Source organism: Streptomyces sp. NPDC001544, from assembly GCF_042894285.1.
Taxonomy (GTDB): Bacteria; Actinomycetota; Actinomycetes; order Streptomycetales; family Streptomycetaceae; genus Streptomyces.
In genome coordinates this window covers 84,587-104,155 of sequence record NZ_JBIAVN010000020.1, presented here as the reverse complement: position 1 = coordinate 104,155, position 19,569 = coordinate 84,587, and the positions used below count along the sequence as shown (strand labels likewise).

General features: G+C 70.5%; 18 protein-coding genes. 8 read left to right on the top strand and 10 right to left on the bottom strand.

What is annotated here, in order from left to right:
- Window positions 1-226: 226 nt before the first annotated feature.
- Window positions 227-1,993: an LCP family protein gene (locus tag ACFY0F_RS34345; protein ID WP_388803328.1), complete on the top strand. Its 1,767-nt coding sequence runs from the start codon at window positions 227-229 to the stop codon at window positions 1,991-1,993.
- A gap of 378 nt (window positions 1,994-2,371) precedes the next feature.
- Window positions 2,372-3,991, top strand: a complete 1,620-nt coding sequence (locus tag ACFY0F_RS34340; protein ID WP_388803326.1) for an LCP family protein — start codon at window positions 2,372-2,374, stop codon at window positions 3,989-3,991.
- Between the two features lie 28 nt (window positions 3,992-4,019).
- Here ACFY0F_RS34340 and ACFY0F_RS34335 read toward each other — a convergent pair whose 3' ends face one another.
- On the bottom strand, window positions 4,020-5,048 hold the full coding sequence (locus tag ACFY0F_RS34335; RefSeq protein ID WP_388803323.1) for a glycosyltransferase family 2 protein: 1,029 nt from the start codon (window positions 5,046-5,048) through the stop codon (window positions 4,020-4,022).
- A 215-nt stretch (window positions 5,049-5,263) separates the two neighbouring features.
- On the opposite strand from ACFY0F_RS34335, the gene ACFY0F_RS34330 reads away from it, so the two are divergent.
- A complete protein-coding gene (locus ACFY0F_RS34330; protein ID WP_388803417.1) occupies window positions 5,264-6,631 on the top strand; it encodes an LCP family protein in 1,368 nt (455 codons plus the stop codon).
- Between the two features lie 34 nt (window positions 6,632-6,665).
- Here the strand turns inward: ACFY0F_RS34330 and ACFY0F_RS34325 are convergent, their stop codons facing one another.
- Entirely contained in the window at window positions 6,666-7,223 is a 558-nt protein-coding gene (locus tag ACFY0F_RS34325; protein ID WP_388803320.1) for an acyl-CoA thioesterase, read from the bottom strand.
- A gap of 119 nt (window positions 7,224-7,342) precedes the next feature.
- On the opposite strand from ACFY0F_RS34325, the gene ACFY0F_RS34320 reads away from it, so the two are divergent.
- The gene (locus ACFY0F_RS34320; protein WP_388803318.1) at window positions 7,343-8,653 is read left to right on the top strand and encodes an LCP family protein; all 1,311 of its coding nucleotides are present in this window, start codon (window positions 7,343-7,345) and stop codon (window positions 8,651-8,653) included.
- A gap of 399 nt (window positions 8,654-9,052) precedes the next feature.
- On the opposite strand, the gene ACFY0F_RS34315 is transcribed toward ACFY0F_RS34320, so the two are convergent.
- The 3 genes from ACFY0F_RS34315 to ACFY0F_RS34305 form a co-directional block, all read right to left on the bottom strand.
- Window positions 9,053-9,424, bottom strand: coding sequence for a four-helix bundle copper-binding protein (locus ACFY0F_RS34315; RefSeq protein ID WP_388803314.1), 372 nt, complete (start codon window positions 9,422-9,424; stop codon window positions 9,053-9,055).
- 86 nt (window positions 9,425-9,510) lie between these two features.
- Window positions 9,511-10,281 carry an SAM-dependent methyltransferase gene (locus tag ACFY0F_RS34310; RefSeq protein ID WP_388803414.1) on the bottom strand — a complete coding sequence of 257 codons (771 nt, stop codon included), beginning with the start codon at window positions 10,279-10,281 and terminating at the stop codon, window positions 9,511-9,513.
- Between the two features lie 163 nt (window positions 10,282-10,444).
- On the bottom strand, window positions 10,445-11,602 hold the full coding sequence (locus ACFY0F_RS34305; protein ID WP_388803311.1) for an acyl-CoA dehydrogenase: 1,158 nt from the start codon (window positions 11,600-11,602) through the stop codon (window positions 10,445-10,447).
- A gap of 181 nt (window positions 11,603-11,783) precedes the next feature.
- Between ACFY0F_RS34305 and ACFY0F_RS34300 the strand changes: the two genes are divergently transcribed.
- Window positions 11,784-13,127: a UDP-glucose dehydrogenase family protein gene (locus ACFY0F_RS34300; protein WP_388803308.1), complete on the top strand. Its 1,344-nt coding sequence runs from the start codon at window positions 11,784-11,786 to the stop codon at window positions 13,125-13,127.
- Window positions 13,128-13,253: 126 nt separating this feature from the next.
- On the opposite strand, the gene ACFY0F_RS34295 is transcribed toward ACFY0F_RS34300, so the two are convergent.
- Window positions 13,254-13,760, bottom strand: a complete 507-nt coding sequence (locus tag ACFY0F_RS34295; protein ID WP_388803305.1) for a CGNR zinc finger domain-containing protein — start codon at window positions 13,758-13,760, stop codon at window positions 13,254-13,256.
- 106 nt (window positions 13,761-13,866) lie between these two features.
- Between ACFY0F_RS34295 and ACFY0F_RS34290 the strand changes: the two genes are divergently transcribed.
- Together ACFY0F_RS34290 and ACFY0F_RS34285 are read left to right on the top strand one after the other, a co-directional pair.
- Window positions 13,867-14,226, top strand: a complete 360-nt coding sequence (locus ACFY0F_RS34290; RefSeq protein WP_388803302.1) for a VOC family protein — start codon at window positions 13,867-13,869, stop codon at window positions 14,224-14,226.
- Window positions 14,227-14,277: 51 nt separating this feature from the next.
- The gene (locus ACFY0F_RS34285) at window positions 14,278-14,682 is read left to right on the top strand and encodes a VOC family protein (protein ID WP_388803299.1); all 405 of its coding nucleotides are present in this window, start codon (window positions 14,278-14,280) and stop codon (window positions 14,680-14,682) included.
- 6 nt (window positions 14,683-14,688) lie between these two features.
- Here the strand turns inward: ACFY0F_RS34285 and ACFY0F_RS34280 are convergent, their stop codons facing one another.
- The 3 genes from ACFY0F_RS34280 to ACFY0F_RS34270 are packed head-to-tail and all read right to left on the bottom strand — an operon-like array spanning window position 14,689 to window position 17,530.
- Window positions 14,689-15,867: a dipeptidase gene (locus ACFY0F_RS34280; protein ID WP_388803411.1), complete on the bottom strand. Its 1,179-nt coding sequence runs from the start codon at window positions 15,865-15,867 to the stop codon at window positions 14,689-14,691.
- A gap of 5 nt (window positions 15,868-15,872) precedes the next feature.
- Complete coding sequence (purE, locus tag ACFY0F_RS34275; RefSeq protein ID WP_388803297.1) at window positions 15,873-16,394, bottom strand: 5-(carboxyamino)imidazole ribonucleotide mutase; 522 nt, start codon at window positions 16,392-16,394, stop codon at window positions 15,873-15,875.
- Window positions 16,391-17,530 carry a 5-(carboxyamino)imidazole ribonucleotide synthase gene (locus ACFY0F_RS34270; RefSeq protein WP_388803294.1) on the bottom strand — a complete coding sequence of 380 codons (1,140 nt, stop codon included), beginning with the start codon at window positions 17,528-17,530 and terminating at the stop codon, window positions 16,391-16,393. Before ACFY0F_RS34270 ends, purE begins: the two co-directional genes overlap by 4 nt.
- Window positions 17,531-17,692: 162 nt before the next feature.
- Here ACFY0F_RS34270 and ACFY0F_RS34265 point away from each other — a divergent pair, with 162 nt between their 5' ends.
- Window positions 17,693-18,196: a GtrA family protein gene (locus ACFY0F_RS34265; protein WP_388803291.1), complete on the top strand. Its 504-nt coding sequence runs from the start codon at window positions 17,693-17,695 to the stop codon at window positions 18,194-18,196.
- An 81-nt stretch (window positions 18,197-18,277) separates the two neighbouring features.
- Here ACFY0F_RS34265 and ACFY0F_RS34260 read toward each other — a convergent pair whose 3' ends face one another.
- The gene (locus ACFY0F_RS34260) at window positions 18,278-19,549 is read right to left on the bottom strand and encodes an ATP-binding protein (protein WP_388803288.1); all 1,272 of its coding nucleotides are present in this window, start codon (window positions 19,547-19,549) and stop codon (window positions 18,278-18,280) included.
- Window positions 19,550-19,569: the final 20 nt, after the last annotated feature.

Below are 19,569 nucleotides of genomic sequence, written 5' to 3'. Positions count from 1 at the left end.
GCCGCCAAAGCCGTACCTGTGTTCAGGAGAATGCGACGGATTGCCCAGTTGTAGGAAGGTGGAATTTGTCACGAGCGTCGTTGGACGCTGAACTGGGCGGATAGTGTGAGCGATCCGGTGCACCCGGCCGCGAGGTCTGTCCTGGGGTCGTGCACTGATTGACCGAGACCCGTGCGCCTGGTGGGGGAAGGGCGCCGCGTGGCCCCAACGGAGGATTCGGACAACCGTGGACGCGCAAGGACGTGGGCGGGCGGACAACATCGATCCCGCAGACCAGTGGGTGCTCAATCCGAACACCGGCGAATACGAATTGCGACTGAGCGCTTCCGCACCGCAGTCGACGGTACCGGGTCCGCGCAGATCCGCCTCGCCCCGAACGGGCGCGGCGGCGGGCGGGGGACGCGGCCGGACCGCCGCTCCCGGGCGCGGGAAGCAGGATCTCGACAGCCGGGACATGTCCGGGCCCGAGTTCCCGGCGCAGCGACGGCGCCGGGGCGGCCCTCCCGAGCCCCCGCCGGGGCGGCGCAACCGGCGGCCGGTGAAGAAGAAGTCGAAGGCCAAGAAGGTCCTGCTGTGGACCGGTGGCGGCATGGCGTTCGTGCTGGTCGCCGTCAGCGCGGCCGGCTACCTCTACATCAAGCACCTCAACGACAACATCACCTCCGTGTCCGACGACGGCGCGAGCACGGGTGGTTTCCGCAAGGACCAGGCGATCAACATCCTGCTGATCGGCACCGACAAGCGCACCGGCAAGGGCAACGAGGGATACGGCGACGCGGGCAGCGTCGGGCACGCCGACACCAACATCCTGCTGCACGTCTCCAAGGACCGCTCGAACGCCACGGCGCTGAGCATCCCCCGCGACCTGATCGTGGACGTGCCGGACTGTCCGACCAAGCAGGCCGACGGCTCCACGAAGGTCATCCCGGGTACCCCGGGCCAGCGGTTCAACACCAGCCTCGGCCAGGACGGCCGGACGCCGAGCTGCACCATGCGCACGGTCACGGAGGTGACCGGGATCAAACCGGACGACTTCATGGTCGCCGACTTCAACGCGGTGAAGACGCTGACCACGGCGGTCGGCGGGGTCGACGTCTGTCTGGCGAAGGACATCAACGACAAGGACTCGCACCTGAACCTGTCCAAGGGCCCGCACAACATCTCGGGCGAGCAGGCGCTGGCGTTCGTCCGCACCCGGCACTCGGTCGGTCTCGGCGGCGACCTGAGCCGGATCGAGCTGCAGCAGCAGTTCCTCAGCGCGCTGATGCGCAAGCTGAGTTCCAACTCGACGCTCACCAGCCCGACCAAGATGCTGAAGCTGGCCGAGGCCGGCACCAAGGCGCTGACCGTCGACTCGCAGCTCGACAGCATCGGCAAGCTGAAGGACCTGGGACTGGAGTTGGGCAAGCTCAACCCGAAGAACCTGACCTTCACCACCGTGCCGGTGGTCGACAACCCGGCCGACGGTGTCGTCCACAAGACGGTGATCCTCAAGCCGAGCGCCGCCCCGGCGGTCTTCGACGCGATCAAGAACGACGTCTCCTTCTCCGACGTGAAGAAGAAGCAGAAGGCGGCCAAGGACGCGCAGGCCGCACTCCTCAAGGGCACCAAGTCCGCCCCCTCCGAGGTCCGGGTACGCATCTACAACGGCGGAGCCCCGGGCGGCAGCGCACAGGCGGAGCTCAGCTACCTGCAGAACGACGCGGGCGTGCTCAAGTCGGACAACGCGGGCAACGCCCCGGCCCCACTGAGCAAGACCACGCTCGAGTACGCGCCCGACCAGGCGCCCCAGGCACGCCGGCTGGCCGCCATCCTGGGGCTGTCCGGGTCCGCGATGAAGCCCGGCAAGAGTGTGATCAACTCCCAGGGCCTGCCCGCCATGACGCTGACGCTGGGCAAGGACTTCAAGGGCGCGGGTGTGTCCTTCACCGCTCCGAGCAAGGCCCCGGACGTCGACAAGACCACGGCCAACCAGGTCAAGTGCGCCGGCTGAGCCGCTGAGGGCCCCCGGACGGGCCTGTTCCGCGCCCGAGAGGGGTGGGACAGGCCCGTTCCGCTGTGACACGGCTGTCCGTGGACGCCTCCGGCACCGGACGGTGTGCGGACGTGTACGCGCCGTGCGCACCTGGAAACCCGGGCCTGTGGGTTCCCGCAGGAAACCCACAGGAGTCTCCTGGCCGGCCGCAGAATGATGAGGCTCGCTCAGTTCCGGGAGGCGGGCGGAAGCGGGCGTGTTGTCCGTGGCGGCTGACATGGTGTGCGCCCGGCAGGTAACCCAAAGGGCCCCTCGTGCGTCTGACAAGGGGCAAGGACGTACGTACTCAGGTGAGGGCGCAGGGTGGGGAGGGGCAGGGAGTTGGTGCGGAGCAGCATGCGCGGGGAGGGTCCCGCGGTGAAGGACACGATGTCGCTCGGGCCGCAGGGGGCGGACGCGCCGGCCGGACAGGGCCGGCACGGTGGCGGGAGCGGCCGGGACGGTGCGCAGGAGGACCCGCCACGGCGCAGACGGCGTGCGCTGCGCTGGTCGGCGACGGTGCTGGCGGTGGTGATACTCGGCACCGCGGGAGCGGGCTACCTCTACTACCAGCACCTGAACGGCAACATCAGGAAGGACCCCCTCAACCTCGGGGACGCCAAGGACCGGGCGGCGGAGTCCCGGACGAACGCGGCCGGCCAGAAGCCGCTGAACATCCTGCTGATCGGGTCGGACGGACGGAACAACAAAGAGGACCAGAAACTCGGCGGCGCCAAGGAGACCTTCAACACCGCGCCACGCGCGGACGTCCAGATGCTGCTGCACCTCTCGGCGGACCGCACCAACATGTCGGTGGTCAGCATGCCCCGTGACACGCTGGTGGACATTCCCAAGTGCACGGACCCCCACGACGGCAAGGTCTACGAGGCCCTCACGTCGCACATGACCAACGACTCGCTGGGCCGCGGCGGCCCCGGGTGCACGGTGGCGACCTGGGAGAAGCTCACCGACATCCACATCGACCACTTCATGATGGTCGACTTCTCGGGTGTGGTGTCGATGGCGGGCGCGATCGGCGGCGTACCGGTGTGTGTGGACGCCAACGTGTACTCCAAGGACAGCAAGGGCCACGGCTCGGGCCTGAAGCTGAAGAAGGGCACCACGTACGTGAAGGGCGTCCAGGCCCTGCAGTGGTTGCGCACCCGGTACGGCTTCGAGGACAACACCGACATAGCCCGGGCCAAGGCACAGCACCAGTACATGAACGCGATGGTCCGCGAGATGCGGGAGAACGCCACGCTGAGCAACCCGAGCAAGCTGCAGAGCCTCGCCGAGACGGCGACCAAGGCCCTCACGGTCGACGACGGACTCGGCACGGTGGCGAAGCTGTACGACCTGAGCAAGGAGCTCAAGAAGGTCCCCACCAAACGCATCACCATGACGACGATGCCGTGGCAGTACCAGCCGCCCGACAGTGGCCGGGTGGTGCCCAGGCCGACCGACGCGGCGAAGCTGTTCCGGCTCGTCCGCGAGGACATCGCCCTGGACGGCAAGGGCGGGAAGAAGAAGGCCGTCGCGGCGAAGGCGAGCACGGACCCGGCCGCGGCCGACGACAGGATCGCCGTTCAGGTGGAGAACGGCACGCGGTCCGAGACCCTGGCGCCGGTCGGCGGACGGGCGAACACGATCGCCCGGCTTCTCCTCGACAAGGGGTTCACCCAGGCGGTGGCGGATCGTTCCGCCACGCTGAGCGAGACCACGACGGTGATCCGCTACCCGAGCGCGGATCTGGAGGGCGACGCCCAGCGGGTGGCCAAGGCGCTCGGCATCCCGGTGTCCGCGGTGAAGAAGTCCACGGACGTGTCCGGGATCACGCTGGTGGTCGGCGCCGACTGGCGCTCGGGCACCAAGTACACCGCGCCCGAGGAGGACGACTCCACCCCTGATTCGGCGCAGGTCATCAACGGCGCGGACAAGAAGCAGTGCATGCACGTCAACCCGGGCTACACCTGGTAGCCCGGGCCGACGGGCGCCTCGCGCGGCCTCAGTCGGTGGCGAGCACCGCGGGGCGGCGTGAGGCGATGACCTTCTTGGCCAGGGAGCGGGGGCTGGTCAGGAAGCCCCAGCCCCACGACATGTGCATGGTGGCGAGGGCCAGCGGGATCTGCAGCCGGGCCTTCACCGGCAGGCCCTTGCCCGCGGGCACCGACCCGGCGACGATCGCCGCGAGGTAGCCGCCGGGGACCACGAAGCCCCAGGGGGTCAGGGCCGCGCCCACCACTATGCCCGCCGCTATCGCGCACACCGCGGTCGGCGGGGCGAGGTAGCGCAGGTTGATGGAGCCCTCGTGGTAGCGGGCGACCACGTGCCGCCAGCGGCCGTAGTCCTTGTACTGCTTGGCCAGCGCACGCACGCTCGGCCGGGGCCGGTACGACACCCGCAGCTCCGGCGAGAACCAGATCAGCCCGCCCGCCTCCCGGATGCGGAAGTTCAGCTCCCAGTCCTGGGCCCGGATGAACTCCTCGTTGTAGCCGCCCTGCCGCTCCAGCGCCTCGCGCCGGAAGACGCCCAGGTAGACGGTCTCGGCCGGGGCCGCCTCGCCACCGGTGTGGAAGGCGGCGTTGCCGACACCGATCTTCGAGGTCATCGCGGCGGCGACCGCGCGCTCCCAGTCGTTCTCGCCCTCGGCGTGCATGATGCCGCCGACGTTCTGCGCGCCGGTCTCCTCCAGCAGCCGTACGGCCGTGGCGATGTAGTTCGGCGACAGCATTCCGTGTCCGTCGACGCGCACCACGATCGGATGGCGGGAGGCCTTGATCGCGGCGTTCAGCGCGGCGGGCGTACGGCCGGTCGGGTTCGGGACGGTGTGCACGCGGGGGTCTTCGGCGACCAGTTCGGCGGCGATCTCGTCCGTGCGGTCCGTGGACGGACCGAGGGCGATCACCACCTCCATCTCGCCTGCGTAACTCTGCGCGAGGATGGCTTGGACGGCCCCGCGCAGATGCCGCTCCTCATTGAGGACGGGCATGATCACAGAAACGGCGGGAGGCCGCACGTCGGGGTTGGCGTTCATAGGGGCCTCACGTTACCGCGAACGGGGGACGCCTTTGCGCGCCGCCGGGTCACTGCCCCGGGCTGGAGATCGTATGGGCCTACGGTGCTCACGGAGGTGTCCCCATGCCCGTCACGCAGCCAGGCTCTCCCGTCCGCCCCCGGCAGCGCCCGCGACCGCCCCGGCCGCAGCGGCTGCCGCGGCCGCCCGCCCGGCGGAGACGGCCGCGCTGGGCCATGCGGGCGGTGACCACCCTTTCCGTGGTGGTACTCGCCTCGGCCGGGATCGGGCACGCGGTGGTCAGCAGCCTGGACGCGGGGATCGCCCGGGTCGACGCCTTCAAGGACATGAAGAACCGTCCGCGGGCGGGCCACGGCATGAACGTCCTGCTGGTCGGCACGGACGGCCGGGACAAGGTCGACGAGCAGGCACGGCGGAAGTACCGGCTGGGCGGGGCGCCCTGCCACTGCACCGACACGATCATGATCGTGCACATCTCGGACGACCGGGAGCGCGCGAGCGTGGTGAGCCTGCCGCGCGACTCCTACGCCGAGGCGCCCGCGCACGTCGACGCGCTCACCGGGCAGCGCCACGCCCCGCACCCCCTGAAGCTCAACGCGGCCTACGCGGAGGGCGGGCCGCAGCTCACGGTGCGCACGGTCGAGAACATGACCCATGTGAAGATCGACCACTATCTGGAGGTCGACTTCACCAGCTTCATGCGGACCGTGGACGTACTCGGCGGCGTCCGGGTCTGCACCCCGCTGCCGCTGAGGGACGCGTACACCGGGCTGGACCTCCCGGCGGGCACGCACACCCTGATGGGCGGGCAGGCCCTGCAGTACGTCCGCGCCCGGCACGTCGACGCGGCCAGTGACCTGGGCCGCATGAGGCGCCAGCAGCGGTTCCTCGCGGCGCTGGTCGAGCGGGCGACGTCCTCCGGGGTGCTGCTGAACCCGATGCGGTTCCGGGACGTGACCCGGGCGGTGCTGGGCTCGGTCCGGGCGGACGAGGGCTTCGGCACGGACGAGCTGCTGGACCTGGGCCGGGCGATGCGGAACTTCTCCCCTTCCTCGTCCGAGTTCACGACCGTCCCCATCGGGCAGATGGCCTTCCCGGTGAAGGGCATCGGCTCGACGCTGAAGTGGGACGGGCCGAAGGCCGAGCAGCTCTTCCAGGCCCTGCGCGACGACCGTCCCCTGGCCACCCCCCGCCCGCCCCGGCGGGACCCGGTCGCCCCCGTGGAGGTCGCGCCGCAGCGGATCCGCGTGCAGGTCCAGAACGGCACCCGGACCGTGGGCCTGGGCAGGAGGGTCGACGCGGCGCTGGCGGCGACCGGCTTCGCCACCACTCACCTGCCGGTGGACGCCCCCGTCCACGACGTGCGCCGCACCGTGGTCCTCTTCGACCCCCGCTGGGACCGCTCCGCCAAGTCCCTGGCCGTGGCCCTGCCCGGCAGCGAGCTGCGGGCGGTACCCGGTCAGGGACCGCTGCTGAAGGTGATCGCCGGGTCGGACTTCAGGAACGTACGGAAGGTCCGGGCCGAGGCCCCGGACGGCCGGGCGGAGGCGACGGTGCTGCGGGGCGACGAGGTGCGGTGCTGAGCCGGGGCCGTGATCCTCGCCCCGGGCCAGGGATCTAGTCCTCGTACCCCTCCGCCGCACGCCTCTCCCTCAGTTCCCGGATCGCCCGGCGGCGGGCGAGGCGGTGGGTGCGGCGGATCTGGGCTTCCTGGCAGCGGCGCTCGTCGCGCTCGGTCTCCGGGAGGACGGGCGGGACACGGCGGGGTTTGCCGTCGGCGTCGACCGCGGCGAACACCAGGTAGGCGGAGCCGACATGGGTGGGCGGGGTGGACTCGTTCCAGCGTTCGGCGAGGACACGGACGCCGATCTCCATCGAGGTCCGGCCGGTCCAGTTGACCTGCGCCTTCACATGGACCAGGTCGCCGACGCGGACCGGCTCCAGGAAGACCATCTCGTCCATGGACGCGGTGACGGCGGGGCCCCCGCTGTGCCGGCCGGCCACCGCGCCCGCGGCGTCGTCGACCAGCTTCATGATCACACCGCCGTGCACCGTGCCCAGCAGGTTGGTGTCGTTGTGGGTCATGATGTGGCTGAGCGTGGTCCGGGACGCGGACGTCGGCTTGCCGGGGATGTCCGGCGTACCCGACTCCGCCGCGGTGGCCTGGTCTGTCATGGCCCCCACCATATGCCGAGGTGACATTCGCGGAATTTGTATGGGGTTCGCAACAGCGGCGCCCTGATTTCCCGACAGGCCTTGTAAGGCACCTGGTCGTGCCCGGCACACTGGGGCCCATGAATGATTGGCCCGAGGGATGGTCCGACGAGAACCGCGGCCCGCGCTACGGACGCGGGAGTGCCGGCGCGCAGCCTGAGGGCGCCCGGGTGATGCGCCAGGTCCGGCGCGGTCCGGGTTCCCCGCCCGGGCAGGGCGGGTACGGCACGCCCGGCCCGGCGGCGCCGCCGTACAGCTCGGGGGTCCCGCAGCAGCCGTCGTACGTCGACGGCCAGGGCCACGACGACGGCTCCGGGTACGACAGCGGCTACAACACGGGCCAGGTCTACGGCGCCCCCGGCGGCGGCCCGGGCGGACCGGCGGGTGCCGGCACCCGCGGCCCGCGGCCCGCGCCGAACTGGCGCAGACGCATCAAGTGGACCGCGATCACCGTGGCCTCGGTGCTGGTCGTCACCTCGGTGGCGACCTACTTCTGGGCCGATTCCAAGCTCCACCGCGACGTCGACCTGTCGAAGGTCATCGACCGGCCGGCGACGGGCGACGGCACCAACTACCTGATCGTCGGCTCCGACAGCCGCAAGGGCATGTCGGCCGAGGAGAAGAAGAAGCTGCACACCGGTTCCGCCGAGGGCCAGCGCACCGACTCGATGATGATCCTGCACGTCGGAAGCAGCGGGGACACGCTGATCTCGCTGCCGCGCGACTCGAACGTGGAGATACCGTCGTACAAGGGGTCGACCTCCGGGAAGGTCTACCCGGACACGGGCCGGCACACGAAGCTGAACGCGGCCTACGCGGAGGACGGGCCGACGCTGCTGGTCCGCACGGTCGAGTTCAACACCGGTCTGCACATCGACCACTACGTGGAGATCGGCTTCGCCGGCTTCGCGAAGATCGTGGACGCGGTCGGCGGTGTCGAGATCGACATCGACAAGGGCTTCAAGGACAAGTACTCGGGCGCCGACTTCAAGGCGGGCAAGCAGACGCTGAACGGCGAGCAGGCCCTCGCCTTCGTCCGCACCCGGCACGCCTTCGCCACCTCCGACCTGCAGCGCACCAAGAACCAGCAGAAGTTCCTGTCGGCCCTCGCGCACCAGGTGGCCACCCCGTCGACGGTCCTTAACCCCTTCAAGTTCTACCCGACGATGGGCGCCGGCCTGGACTCGCTCACCGTCGACAAGGACATGAGTCTGTGGGACCTGGCGTCCATGTTCTGGGCCATGAAGGGCGTCAGCGGCGGTGACGGCACGTCCATGAACATGCCGGTCTCCGGTTCGACGGGCGGCAACCTCGTCTGGGACAAGGCGAAGGTCAAGACGCTGGTGAACGAGCTGAACAACGACGAGAAGGTCACCGTCTCCGGCAACTAGGGCCTGTCCGGTGGATCAGGTCGCAGGAAACGGGCGGTGCCTCATCGGCGCTGGTGAGCGGGGCGAATGGGGGTGCCCCCGCGCGAGCTCATTCGAGCGTGGGGGAGCGTCCGGCCGCAAGGCGGAGGAGGGCGTCGACGCGATGGGGGTCCCCCCGCGCGAGCTCGTTCGAGCGTGGGGGAGTCGGCAACCGACGACAACGCCGGTGGGGGCACCGCCCGCTCGAGCGAAGCCGAGAGCGGGGGAGGGCGTGCCAAGCCCCGCGTCTGCGGCATGATCAAGCACCCAGCCCGCGTGTCACCAACGTCCCGGGACAGCACACCTAGGCCGCTCCGCGGGCACGGCCGAGGGCACCCTCCAGGGGAGCGGGTGCCCTCGGGGAGCGGGCTCAGGCCCGGGTCACATCGTGGCGCCGGCCATGGAGCGGCACATCTCCGCGCAGCGGCGACACGCCTCCGCGCAGCGCATCATCTGCTGGTCGTCCGGCATGGACATACACGCCTCGGCGCACATGTCGCACGCCTTGGCGCACATCGCGCACATCTCCGGGGCCATGGGCGAGCGCCGCATCATCATGTCGGCGCACATGCGGGTCATCTCGGAGCAGTCCATGAGCGCGCGCATGATCTGCATCTGGGCCTGGCCGCCCAGCTGCATGCAGGAGCTCATGGCCTGCTCGCACATGGTGTGCGCCGCCATGCACGCCTCGACGCAGTCCTGCATCTGCTTGCTCATCATGCCCATGGCGGGCTGGGTTCCGGGTGCGGTCATGGCTCCTCCTAGGAGGCAGGGGTGCCCAGGGGGCGGGCTCCGTGTGCTTCCGTCCTACGCCCGACCCGCGGGTACTGCCATTCCTGTTACGGCTTCCTGCCGACCCCGCCGAAGTGGGTGACCGCGACGGGTTCCGGGCCCTCCTCCGGACGCCAGTGGGAGCAGGAGACGATGCCCGGTTCGAGGACGTCCACCCGGTCGAAGAGGCGCACCAGGTCGGCGCGGCTGCGCAGGGTCATGGGGGCCGAGCCCTGGCTGTTCCAGTACTCCACGGCCTGGGTCATCGCCTCGCCGTCCACCTCCGTGGTGGGGTGGGAGATCACCAGGTGGCTGCCGGAGGGTACGGCGTCCAGGAGCCGGTGGACGATGGAGACCGCCTCGTCCGTGTCCATGACGAAGTTCAGGATGCCCAGCATGGTGATGGCGACCGGCCGGTCGAAGTCCAGCGTCCGCGCGGCGCCCGCCAGGATCGTCTCCGGGTCGTGCGCGTCCGCCTCGATGTAGTCGGTGGCCCCCTCCGGTGTGCTGGTGAGCAGCGCGTGGGCGTGGGTCAGGACGAGGGGGTCGTTGTCGACGTACACGATCCGGGACGTGGGGTCGACGCGCTGGGCGACCTCATGGGTGTTGTCGGCGGTCGGCAGGCCCGTGCCGATGTCCAGGAACTGCCGGATCCCCGCCTCCCCGGCCAGGTACCGCACGGCCCGCGCGAGGAACGCCCGGTCGGCCACGGCCGAGCGGGGCAGCGCCGGCACGAAGCCGATGATCTGCTCGCCGACCTCCTCGTCCACCGGGTAGTGGTCCTTGCCGCCCAGCCAGTAGTTCCAGATGCGGGCCGAGTGGGACACGTCGGTCCGCATCCGGGACACGCGCGCGACGCCTTCGTCACCGGGGGCTTGGGTTTCGGACATGACGGTCTGGTCTCCTTCGGGCGATCACCGACACGATGCGCACCAAAATAGACAGAAGGCGCCCCTCGGGACGCCTTCTTCCGAAACCTCGTAGTCGGCAACTACCCGATGACTACGGCAGGTTACGGGCCATCACGATCCGCTGGACCTGGTTCGTGCCCTCGTATATCTGCGTGATCTTCGCGTCGCGCATCATCCGCTCCACCGGGTAGTCACGGGTGTAGCCGTAACCGCCGAGCAGCTGGACCGCGTCCGTGGTGACCTCCATCGCCACGTCCGAGGCGAAGCACTTGGCGGCCGCGCCCTGGAAGGTGAGGTCGTTGTCACCGCGTTCGGAGGCGGCCGCGGCCTGGTAGGTGAGGGCGCGGGCGGCGGCGATCTTCATGGCCATGTCGGCGAGCATGAACTGGATGCCCTGGAAGTCGGCGATCGGCTTGCCGAACTGCTTGCGCTCCTGGACGTAGCCCTTGGCGTAGTCGAGGGCGCCCTGGGCGACACCGAGGGCCTGGGCGGCGATGGTGATGCGGGTGTGGTCCAGGGTCTTCATGGCGGTCGCGAAGCCGGTGCCCTCCTCGCCGATCATGCGGTCGGCGGGGATGCGGACGTTGTCGAAGTAGACCTCGCGCGTCGGGGAGCCCTTGATGCCGAGCTTCTTCTCGGGGGCGCCGAAGGAGACGCCCTCGTCGGACTTCTCGACGACGAAGGCCGAGATGCCCTTCGAGCGCTTCGAGGGGTCCGTCACGGCCATCACCGTGTAGTACTCCGACACGCCCGCGTTGGTGATCCAGCGCTTCACGCCGTTGAGGATCCAGTGGTCGCCGTCGCGGACGGCCTTGGTCTTCATGCCGGCCGCGTCCGAGCCGGCCTCGGGCTCGGAGAGGCAGTAGGAGAACATCGCGTCGCCCTTGGCCAGGGGCGCGAGGTACTTCTTCTTCAGGTCCTCGGAGCCGGAGAGGATCACCGGGAGGGAGCCCAGCTTGTTCACGGCCGGGATCAGGGAGGAGGACACGCAGGCCCGCGCCACCTCCTCGATCACGATCACCGTGGCGAGCGCGTCGGCGCCCGCGCCGCCGTACTCCTCGGGGACGTGCACGGCGTGCAGGTCGTTCGCCACGAGGGCGTCGAGCGCCTCCTGCGGGAAGCGGGCCTCCTCGTCCACCGCCGCGGCGTGCGGCGCGATCTTCGCCTCGGCCAGCGAGCGGACGGCGTCGCGGAGCATGTCGTGCTCCTCGGACGGGCGGTACAGGTCGAAGTCAGCCGATCCGGCCAAGGTTTCTCACGCTCCAACGCTAATTACCGTTAAGTAACAGAAAGTTTAGGGGTCCACCAGCGGCACGCATACGTGAGCTTGGTGACAGCCGGGAGGCTGCCCACCGAAGCGCCCGCCGAAGCACCGCGGCGCGCCTTGGCTATGCTCGGGCCCGCACCTGACGCGTACCCCTGGAGCACCCATGAGCCTCAAGATCACCGTGATCGGCACCGGCTATCTCGGCGCCACACACGCCGCGGCCATGGCCGAGCTCGGTTTCGAGGTGCTCGGGCTGGACGTCGTGCCGGAGAAGATCGCGAAGCTGGAGCGCGGCGAGGCCCCGATGTTCGAGCCGGGGCTCGAGGAGTTGTTGAGGAAGCATGTGGCGGGCTTCGAGGGTTCCTCGGGCCGGCTGCGCTTCACCCAGGACTGGGCCGAGGTCGGGGCGTTCGGCGACGTGCACTTCCTGTGCGTCAACACTCCGCAGCGGCACGGGGACTACGCGGCCGACATGTCGTACGTGAACGCGGCCCTGGCCTCGCTCGCCCCGCACCTCGCCGGCCCCGCGCTGGTCGTCGGCAAGTCCACCGTGCCCGTCGGCTCCGCCGACCGTCTCGCCGCCTATCTGGCCGAGCACGCCCCGGCTGGCGCGGATGCCGAGCTGGCCTGGAACCCGGAGTTCCTGCGGGAGGGCTTCGCCGTCGAGGACACGCTGCACCCGGACCGGCTCGTGGTGGGGGTGCGCAGCGAGCGGGCGGAGAAGCTGCTGCGGGAGGTGTACGCGACACCGATCGCCGAGGGCACGCCGTTCGTCGTCACCGACTTCCCGACGGCGGAGCTGGTGAAGACCGCCGCGAACTCCTTCCTGGCGACCAAAATCTCCTTCATCAACGCCATGGCCGAGGTGTGCGAGGCGGCGGGCGGTGACGTCGCCAGGCTGGCGGAGGCCATCGGGTACGACGACCGGATCGGCAGGAAGTTCCTGCGCGCCGGGATCGGCTTCGGCGGCGGCTGTCTGCCGAAGGACATCCGGGCGTTCATGGCGCGCGCCGGTGAGCTGGGCGTCGACCAGGCGCTGACCTTCCTGCGCGAGATCGACTCCATCAACATGCGCCGCCGCGGCCAGATGGTCGAGCTGACCCGCGAGGCTCTCGGCGGCGGTTCCTTCCTGGGCCGGCGGGTCGCGGTGCTCGGCGCCACCTTCAAGCCCGACTCGGACGACGTCCGGGACTCCCCCGCGCTCAACGTGGCGGGCCAGATCCACCTCCAGGGCGGCCAGGTCACCGTCTACGACCCGAAGGGCATGGACAACGCCCGCAAGGTCTTCCCGACGCTCGGGTACGCCGACTCCGCCCTCGATGCGGTCCGGGGCGCCGACGTGGTGCTGCACCTGACCGAGTGGCGGGAGTTCCGCGAGCTGGACCCGGCCGCGCTGGGCGAGGTCACGAAGGGCCGGCTGGTCCTCGACGGCCGCAACACCCTCGACCCGGAGCTGTGGCGGCGGGCCGGGTGGACGTACCGCGCGATGGGGCGGCCGACCGCCTGAACGAAGGCGGACGAGGACAGGTGACACCGGTTCGGCCGAGGCTCAGTCGGCCGAACCGGTGTCTTCACGCATTCTGCACCAACGGGGCGGTCGCCCGCCCACGAACTCCCTGCGATCGCCGCCGTCTCAGGCTTCCTTGGCCCGGTACCGGCGCATCTTCGCGCGCGCCCCGCACACCTGCATCGAGCACCAGCGGCCGCGTCCGGCCGGGCTGCGGTCGTAGTAGGCCCAGTGGCAGGTGTCGGCCTCGCAGGCCTTGAGGCGGTTCCAGGTGCCGGCCACCAGTGCCTCGGCGACGGCCGCCGCGATGCGGGACGGCAGGGGGCCGGGGTCGGCCGGGGCGAGGGCCGCCGAGCCGTCCCGCTCGTCGACCGCCACCAGCAGCGGGGCCCGGGCCAGCAGCTCGCCCAGGGGCATCACCGTGCGGTGCGGGGGGTGGCCGGCGTGGGCCAGCAGGGTGGCGCGCAGCGCTTCGCGCAGTTCGCGTGCCGCCGGGACGTCGTCCTCCGTGAGCCCGAACCGCGAGCGGCCGTCCGCCGTGTCGAGCGCGTCGGCACCCGATTCGATGTCCAGGGTGTTCACCAGGGACTCGACCAGCGCCAGGCCTCCTGGTGCGGCCGATCTCTCACTCATGCTTGCGACGTTACCCCCGATGCGGCAGCATGCAGTAATGGTTACCGGTTACCCGCCTCTACGGGTAACTCCGAACCGGAGCAACTCCGACCTGGAGGAGGAAGACATGGCTCTCGCCACGTTCGGTCCGGTCGTCCTGGACTGTCCCGACCCGCGCGCGCTCGCCGGTTTCTACGCGGAGGTGCTCGGCGGCGCCGTCGAGGGCGACGGGGACTGGGTGGACCTGAAGGTGCCGGGCGGACCGTCGCTGGCGTTCCAGGCGGCGCCCGGATTCGTACCGCCGAGGTGGCCGGCGGCCGATCACTCGCAGCAGTTCCACCTGGACCTGGTCGTGGAGGACCTGGACGCGGCCGAGAAGGGCGTGCTCGCGCTCGGTGCGAAGCCGCTGGACGCCGCCGACCGCTCCCGCAGCTTCCGGGTTTACGCGGACCCGGCCGGGCACCCGTTCTGCCTCTGCGCCTGCTGACGACTCGGCGTCTGCCGACGACTCGGCGTCCGCTGACCACAGGGAGGGCTCATGCCTGGTGTCGCACGTCTGCGTTCCGTCGTGATCGACTGTCCCGACCCGAGCGCGCTCGCCGCCTTCTACGAGGCGGTGGTGGGCGGCACCCTGCACACCGACGAGGGGGACGACGAGGCCGACTGGCTCGTCCTGGACGTTCCGGGCGGGCTCCGCCTCGCCTTCCAGCGGGTGGACGACCTCACGCCGCCGGAGTGGCCGCGGGGCGACCGCAACGCGCAGCAGTTCCACATCGACCTCGACGCCGGGTCCACCTGGGAGGAGGTCGACGCGGTCCACGAGAAGGTGCTGGCGCTGGGCGCGCGGCCGCTGGATCTGGAGGACCGGGAGAAGAAGGACTTCCAGGTGTACGCCGACCCGGCCGGGCATCCTTTCTGCCTGTGCCGGATCGAGCGCACCTGACGGGTCCTACCGGTCGAGCTCCTCGATGGTCGCGTGGGACGGCCCCCGCGTCGCCTGGACGCCGCGCGCGACGTCCTCCGCCGCGCCCAGCACCCGTACCGCGTTCTTCCAGGTCAGCTTGGCCAGGTCGGACTTCGACCAGCCGCGGTCCAGGAGTTCGGCGAGGAGGTTCGGGTAGCCGGAGACGTCGTCGAGCCCGGCCGGGGTGAAGGCCGTGCCGTCGTAGTCACCGCCGATGCCGAGGTGGTCGATCCCGGCGACCTCGCGCATGTGGTCGAGGTGGTCGGCCACCGTGGCCGCCGTGGCGACGGGGCGCGGGTTGCGCTCCTCGAAGGCGCGGTGCACCTTCATCGCCTCGGCGGTGGTGTCGAGGTGGTGGAAGCCGTGCGCGCGCATGTTCTCGTCGGCGGCGGCCGTCCAGTCCACGGCCGCCCGGAGCACGAACTTCGGTACGAACGTCACCATCGCCACACCGCCGTTCGCGGGCAGCCGCTCCAGGACGTCGTCCGGAATGTTGCGCGGGTGGTCGCACACGGCCCGGGAGGAGGAGTGGGAGAAGATCACCGGCGCGGACGAGGTGTCCAGCGCGTCCCGCATGGTCGTCGCCGCCACGTGGGAGAGGTCGACCAGCATGCCGAGCCGGTTCATCTCCCGGACCACCTCGCGGCCGAAGGCCGACAGGCCGCCGACGTTCGGTTCGTCCGTCGCGGAGTCCGCCCACGCCACGTTGTCGTTGTGGGTGAGCGTCATGTAGCGGACGCCGAGCGCGTAAAGGCCGCGCAGGGTGCCGAGGGAGCCGCCGATCGAGTGGCCGCCCTCCGCGCCCATGAGGGAGGCGATACGGCCCTCCCGACGTGCCGTCTCCATGTCGGCGGCGGTCAGCGCGGGGGCAAGGTCCGCGGGGTAGCGGGCCAGGAGCTGCCGTACGCAGTCGATCTGCTCCAGCGTCGCCGGTACCGGGTCGGGCAGGTCGGAGCGGACGTACACCGACCAGTACTGCGCGCCGACGCCGCCCGCGCGCAGCCGCGGGATGTCGGTGTGCAGGTGAGCGTTCTGGGGCCGGGCGATGTCGCGGGCGGCGAGGTCGTAGCGGACCTGCTCGCGCAGCGCCCACGGCAGGTCGTTGTGCCCGTCGACGACCGGGAACTCGCGCAGCAGTTCCCGGGCCGCCTCCACCGGGCTCACCGCGGTCACTTCCCGAAACCGAAGCCGCCGGACCCCTCGACCTTGGAGCGCAGCCGCTTGCCCTTCTCGGTGGCCTGGTCGTTCAGGTCCTGCTGGAAGTCGCGCATCCGCGCCAGCAGGTCCTCGTCGTGCGCGGCGAGAATGCGGGCGGCGAGCAGGCCGGCGTTGCGGGCCCCGGCGACGGAGACGGTGGCGACCGGCACACCGGCCGGCATCTGCACGATCGACAGCAGGGAGTCCATGCCGTCGAGGTACTTCAGCGGCACGGGTACGCCGATGACCGGCAGCGGGGTCACCGAGGCGAGCATGCCGGGCAGGTGGGCGGCGCCGCCCGCGCCCGCGATGATCACCTTGAGCCCGCGGTCGGCGGCCTGCTCGCCGTACGTGATCATCTCGCGCGGCATACGGTGCGCGGAGACGACGTCGACCTCGTACGCGATCTCGAACTCGTCGAGGGCCTTGGCCGCGGCCTCCATGACGGGCCAGTCGGAGTCGGAACCCATGACGATGCCAACAACAGGGCTCATTCGGTGATCGTGCCTCTCAGGTAACCGGCAGCGTGACGTGCGCGCTCGAGAACGTCGTCCAGGTCGTCGCCGTAGGTGTTGACGTGGCCCACCTTGCGGCCGGGCTTGACGTCCTTGCCGTACATGTGGATCTTCAGCTTGGGGTCGCGGGCCATGCAGTGCAGGTACGCGGAGTACATGTCCGGGTAGTCGCCGCCGAGGACGTTGACCATGACCGTCCACTTGGCACGCGGGCGCGGGTCGCCGAGGGGGAGGTCCAGCACGGCCCGTACGTGGTTGGCGAACTGGCTGGTGATCGCGCCGTCCTGGGTCCAGTGACCGGAGTTGTGCGGGCGCATCGCCAGCTCGTTGACGAGGATGCGGCCGTCGCGGGTCTGGAACAGCTCGACGGCGAGGTGGCCGACGACGCCGAGTTCCTTGGCGATGGTCAGGGCCATCCGCTCGGCCTGCAGCGCGAGGTCCTCGTCGAGGCCGGGGGCGGGCGCGATGACGGTGTCGCACACGCCCTTCACCTGCCGGGACTCCACCACCGGGTAGGCGACCGCCTGGCCGTGCGGGGAGCGTACGACGTTCGCGGCGAGTTCGCGGACGTAGTCGACCATCTCCTCGGCGAGGACCGGGACGCCCGCGCGGAACGGCTCGGCGGCCTCCTCGGCGGATTCGACCACCCACACGCCCTTGCCGTCGTAACCGCCGCGCACGGTCTTCAGGACGACCGGGAAGCCGTCGCCCTCCGCGGCGAAGGCGACCACGTCGTGCGGGTCGGCCACGATGCGGTGCCGTGGGCAGGGCACGCCGATCTCGGTGAGCTTCGCGCGCATCACCCCCTTGTCCTGGGCGTGCACCAGCGCGTCGGGCCCCGGGCGCACGGGGATGCCGTCCGCCTCCAGGGCCCTGAGGTGCTCGGTGGGTACGTGTTCGTGATCGAAGGTGATCACGTCGCAACCCTGCGCGAAGGCTCGCAGCGTCTCCAGGTCACGATAGTCGCCGACGACGACATCGTTCACGACCTGCGCCGCGGAATCCTGCGGGGTGTCACTGAGGAGCTTGAACCTGATGCCCAGCGGGATGCCCGCCTCGTGCGTCATACGCGCGAGCTGACCACCGCCGACCATGCCGACTACCGGGAACGTCACGCACCCAGGGTATCGGCCGCGCCAGCGCGGCCGGATTCCGCTCCTCTTACCCGGTACTTTCCGGGTTCTTTCCGACCTGATAGCCCGTCCGCAGGAAACCCTGCGGGGCGGCGGATAGCATGGCGGAGTTGACGCAACCTAGCGACGGGAGCCTGCACGACCATGGAACATCGTTCCTCGGGGCTGCAAAGGCTCGTACGCGAGGTGGCCAAGTTCGGCGTAGTCGGCGGCGCGGGCACCCTTGTCAATCTCGGCGTGTTCAACCTCGTACGGCACGTCACCGACCTCCAGGTCGTCCGGGCGAGCGTGATAGCCACCGTGGTGGCGATCGCGTTCAACTACGTCGGCTTCCGTTACTTCACCTACCGCGACCGCGACACCAGCAGGCGCACCCGGGAACTCACCCTGTTCCTGCTGTTCAGCGTGGTGGGCCTGGTGATCGAGAACGGCGTTCTGTACCTGGCCACGTACGGCTTCGGCTGGGACAGCCCGCTGCAGAGCAACGTCTTCAAGTTCGTCGGCATCGGGGTCGCGACCCTCTTCCGCTTCTGGTCCTACCGCACCTGGGTGTTCAAGGCCCTCCCGGCCGCCGAGGCCGTGACCGGCGCGGAATCGATCCTCGTGGCGGAGTCCAAGAAGCCGCGCCCCAGCCAGCGGGTGCCGTAGGCCCGGGTCTCAGGCGCCGCACTGCTGGGGGCTGCCGCCCCCAGATCCCCGCATCGGCCTGAACGGCCGGCCGGCGCTGTCCTAGCGGACCGTCGGGCTGTCCTCGGTGGGTTTCCGGGCGGGCGGGGTCCGGGACAGGAACAGGCCGAAGACCGGGGGCTGGGCCTGCAGGAGTTCCAGACGGCCGCCGTCGGCCTCCGCGAGGTCGCGGGCCACCGCCAGGCCGATCCCCGTCGAGTTCCGCCCGCTGATCGTCCGCTCGAAGATACGGGCGCCGAGGTCGGCCGGGACTCCGGGTCCCTCGTCGGTGACCTCCACGACGGCCTGGTTGCCGGTGACGCGGGTGCGCAGGGCGACCGTGCCGCCCCCGTGCATCAGGGAGTTCTCGATCAGTGCCGCGAGTACTTGGGCCACGGCGCCCGGGGTGCCGACCGCCTGCAGGTGCCGCTTGCCCGAGCTGACGATCGCCCGGCCCATGCTGCGGTAGGCGGGGCGCCACTCGGCGAGCTGCTGCTGGATGACCTCGTCGAGGTCGAAGGCGACGGCGGAGCCGGTGCGCGGGTCGCGGGAGTTCGTCAGCAGCCGCTGCACCACGTCGGTCAGGCGTTCCACCTGCGTGAGCGCGACGTTCGCCTCCTCCTTCACCGTGTCCGGGTCGTCGGTGAGGGTGATCTCCTCCAGGCGCATCGACAGCGCGGTCAGCGGTGTGCGCAGCTGGTGGGAGGCGTCGGCGGCCAGCCTGCGCTCGGCGGTGAGCATCCGGGCGATGCGCTCGGCGGAGGAGTCCAGCACATCGGCGACCCGGTCCAGCTCGGGGACGCCGTACCGCTTGTGCCGGGGGCGCGGATCGCCGGAGCCGAGGCGTTCGGCGGTCTCCGCGAGGTCGGTCAGCGGGGACGCGAGCCGGTTGGCCTGGCGTACCGCGAGCAGTACGGCGGCGACCACCGCGAGCAGCGCCACCAGCCCGATGATCAGCAGCGTGCGGCCGACTTCCCGGGTCACCGCGGAGCGGGGCTCCTGGACGGTGACCATCTCGCCCTCCTCGCCCTGCTGCGTGGCGTGGATCACGTCGCCCTGCGGCCTGTCGCCGACCTCGATCGGCTGGTGGCCGGGCATGCGGATGACCGCGTACTGGTCCTTGGTGACCTGTTTCTTCAGGAGCTCGGCGGTGACGTCCTGCGAGCCGAGGATCCGGCTGTCGACGATGCTGGCCAGCCGGACGGCCTCGGAGTCCACCCGTTCCTGGGCGCTGTTGCTGATCGTCCGGGTCTCGACGATGACGAGCGACACACCGAAGACGGCGATCACGACCAGGACGACGGCAAGGGTGGACTGGATGAGACGACGACGCACGGGGCCCTCCGGGTGACTCT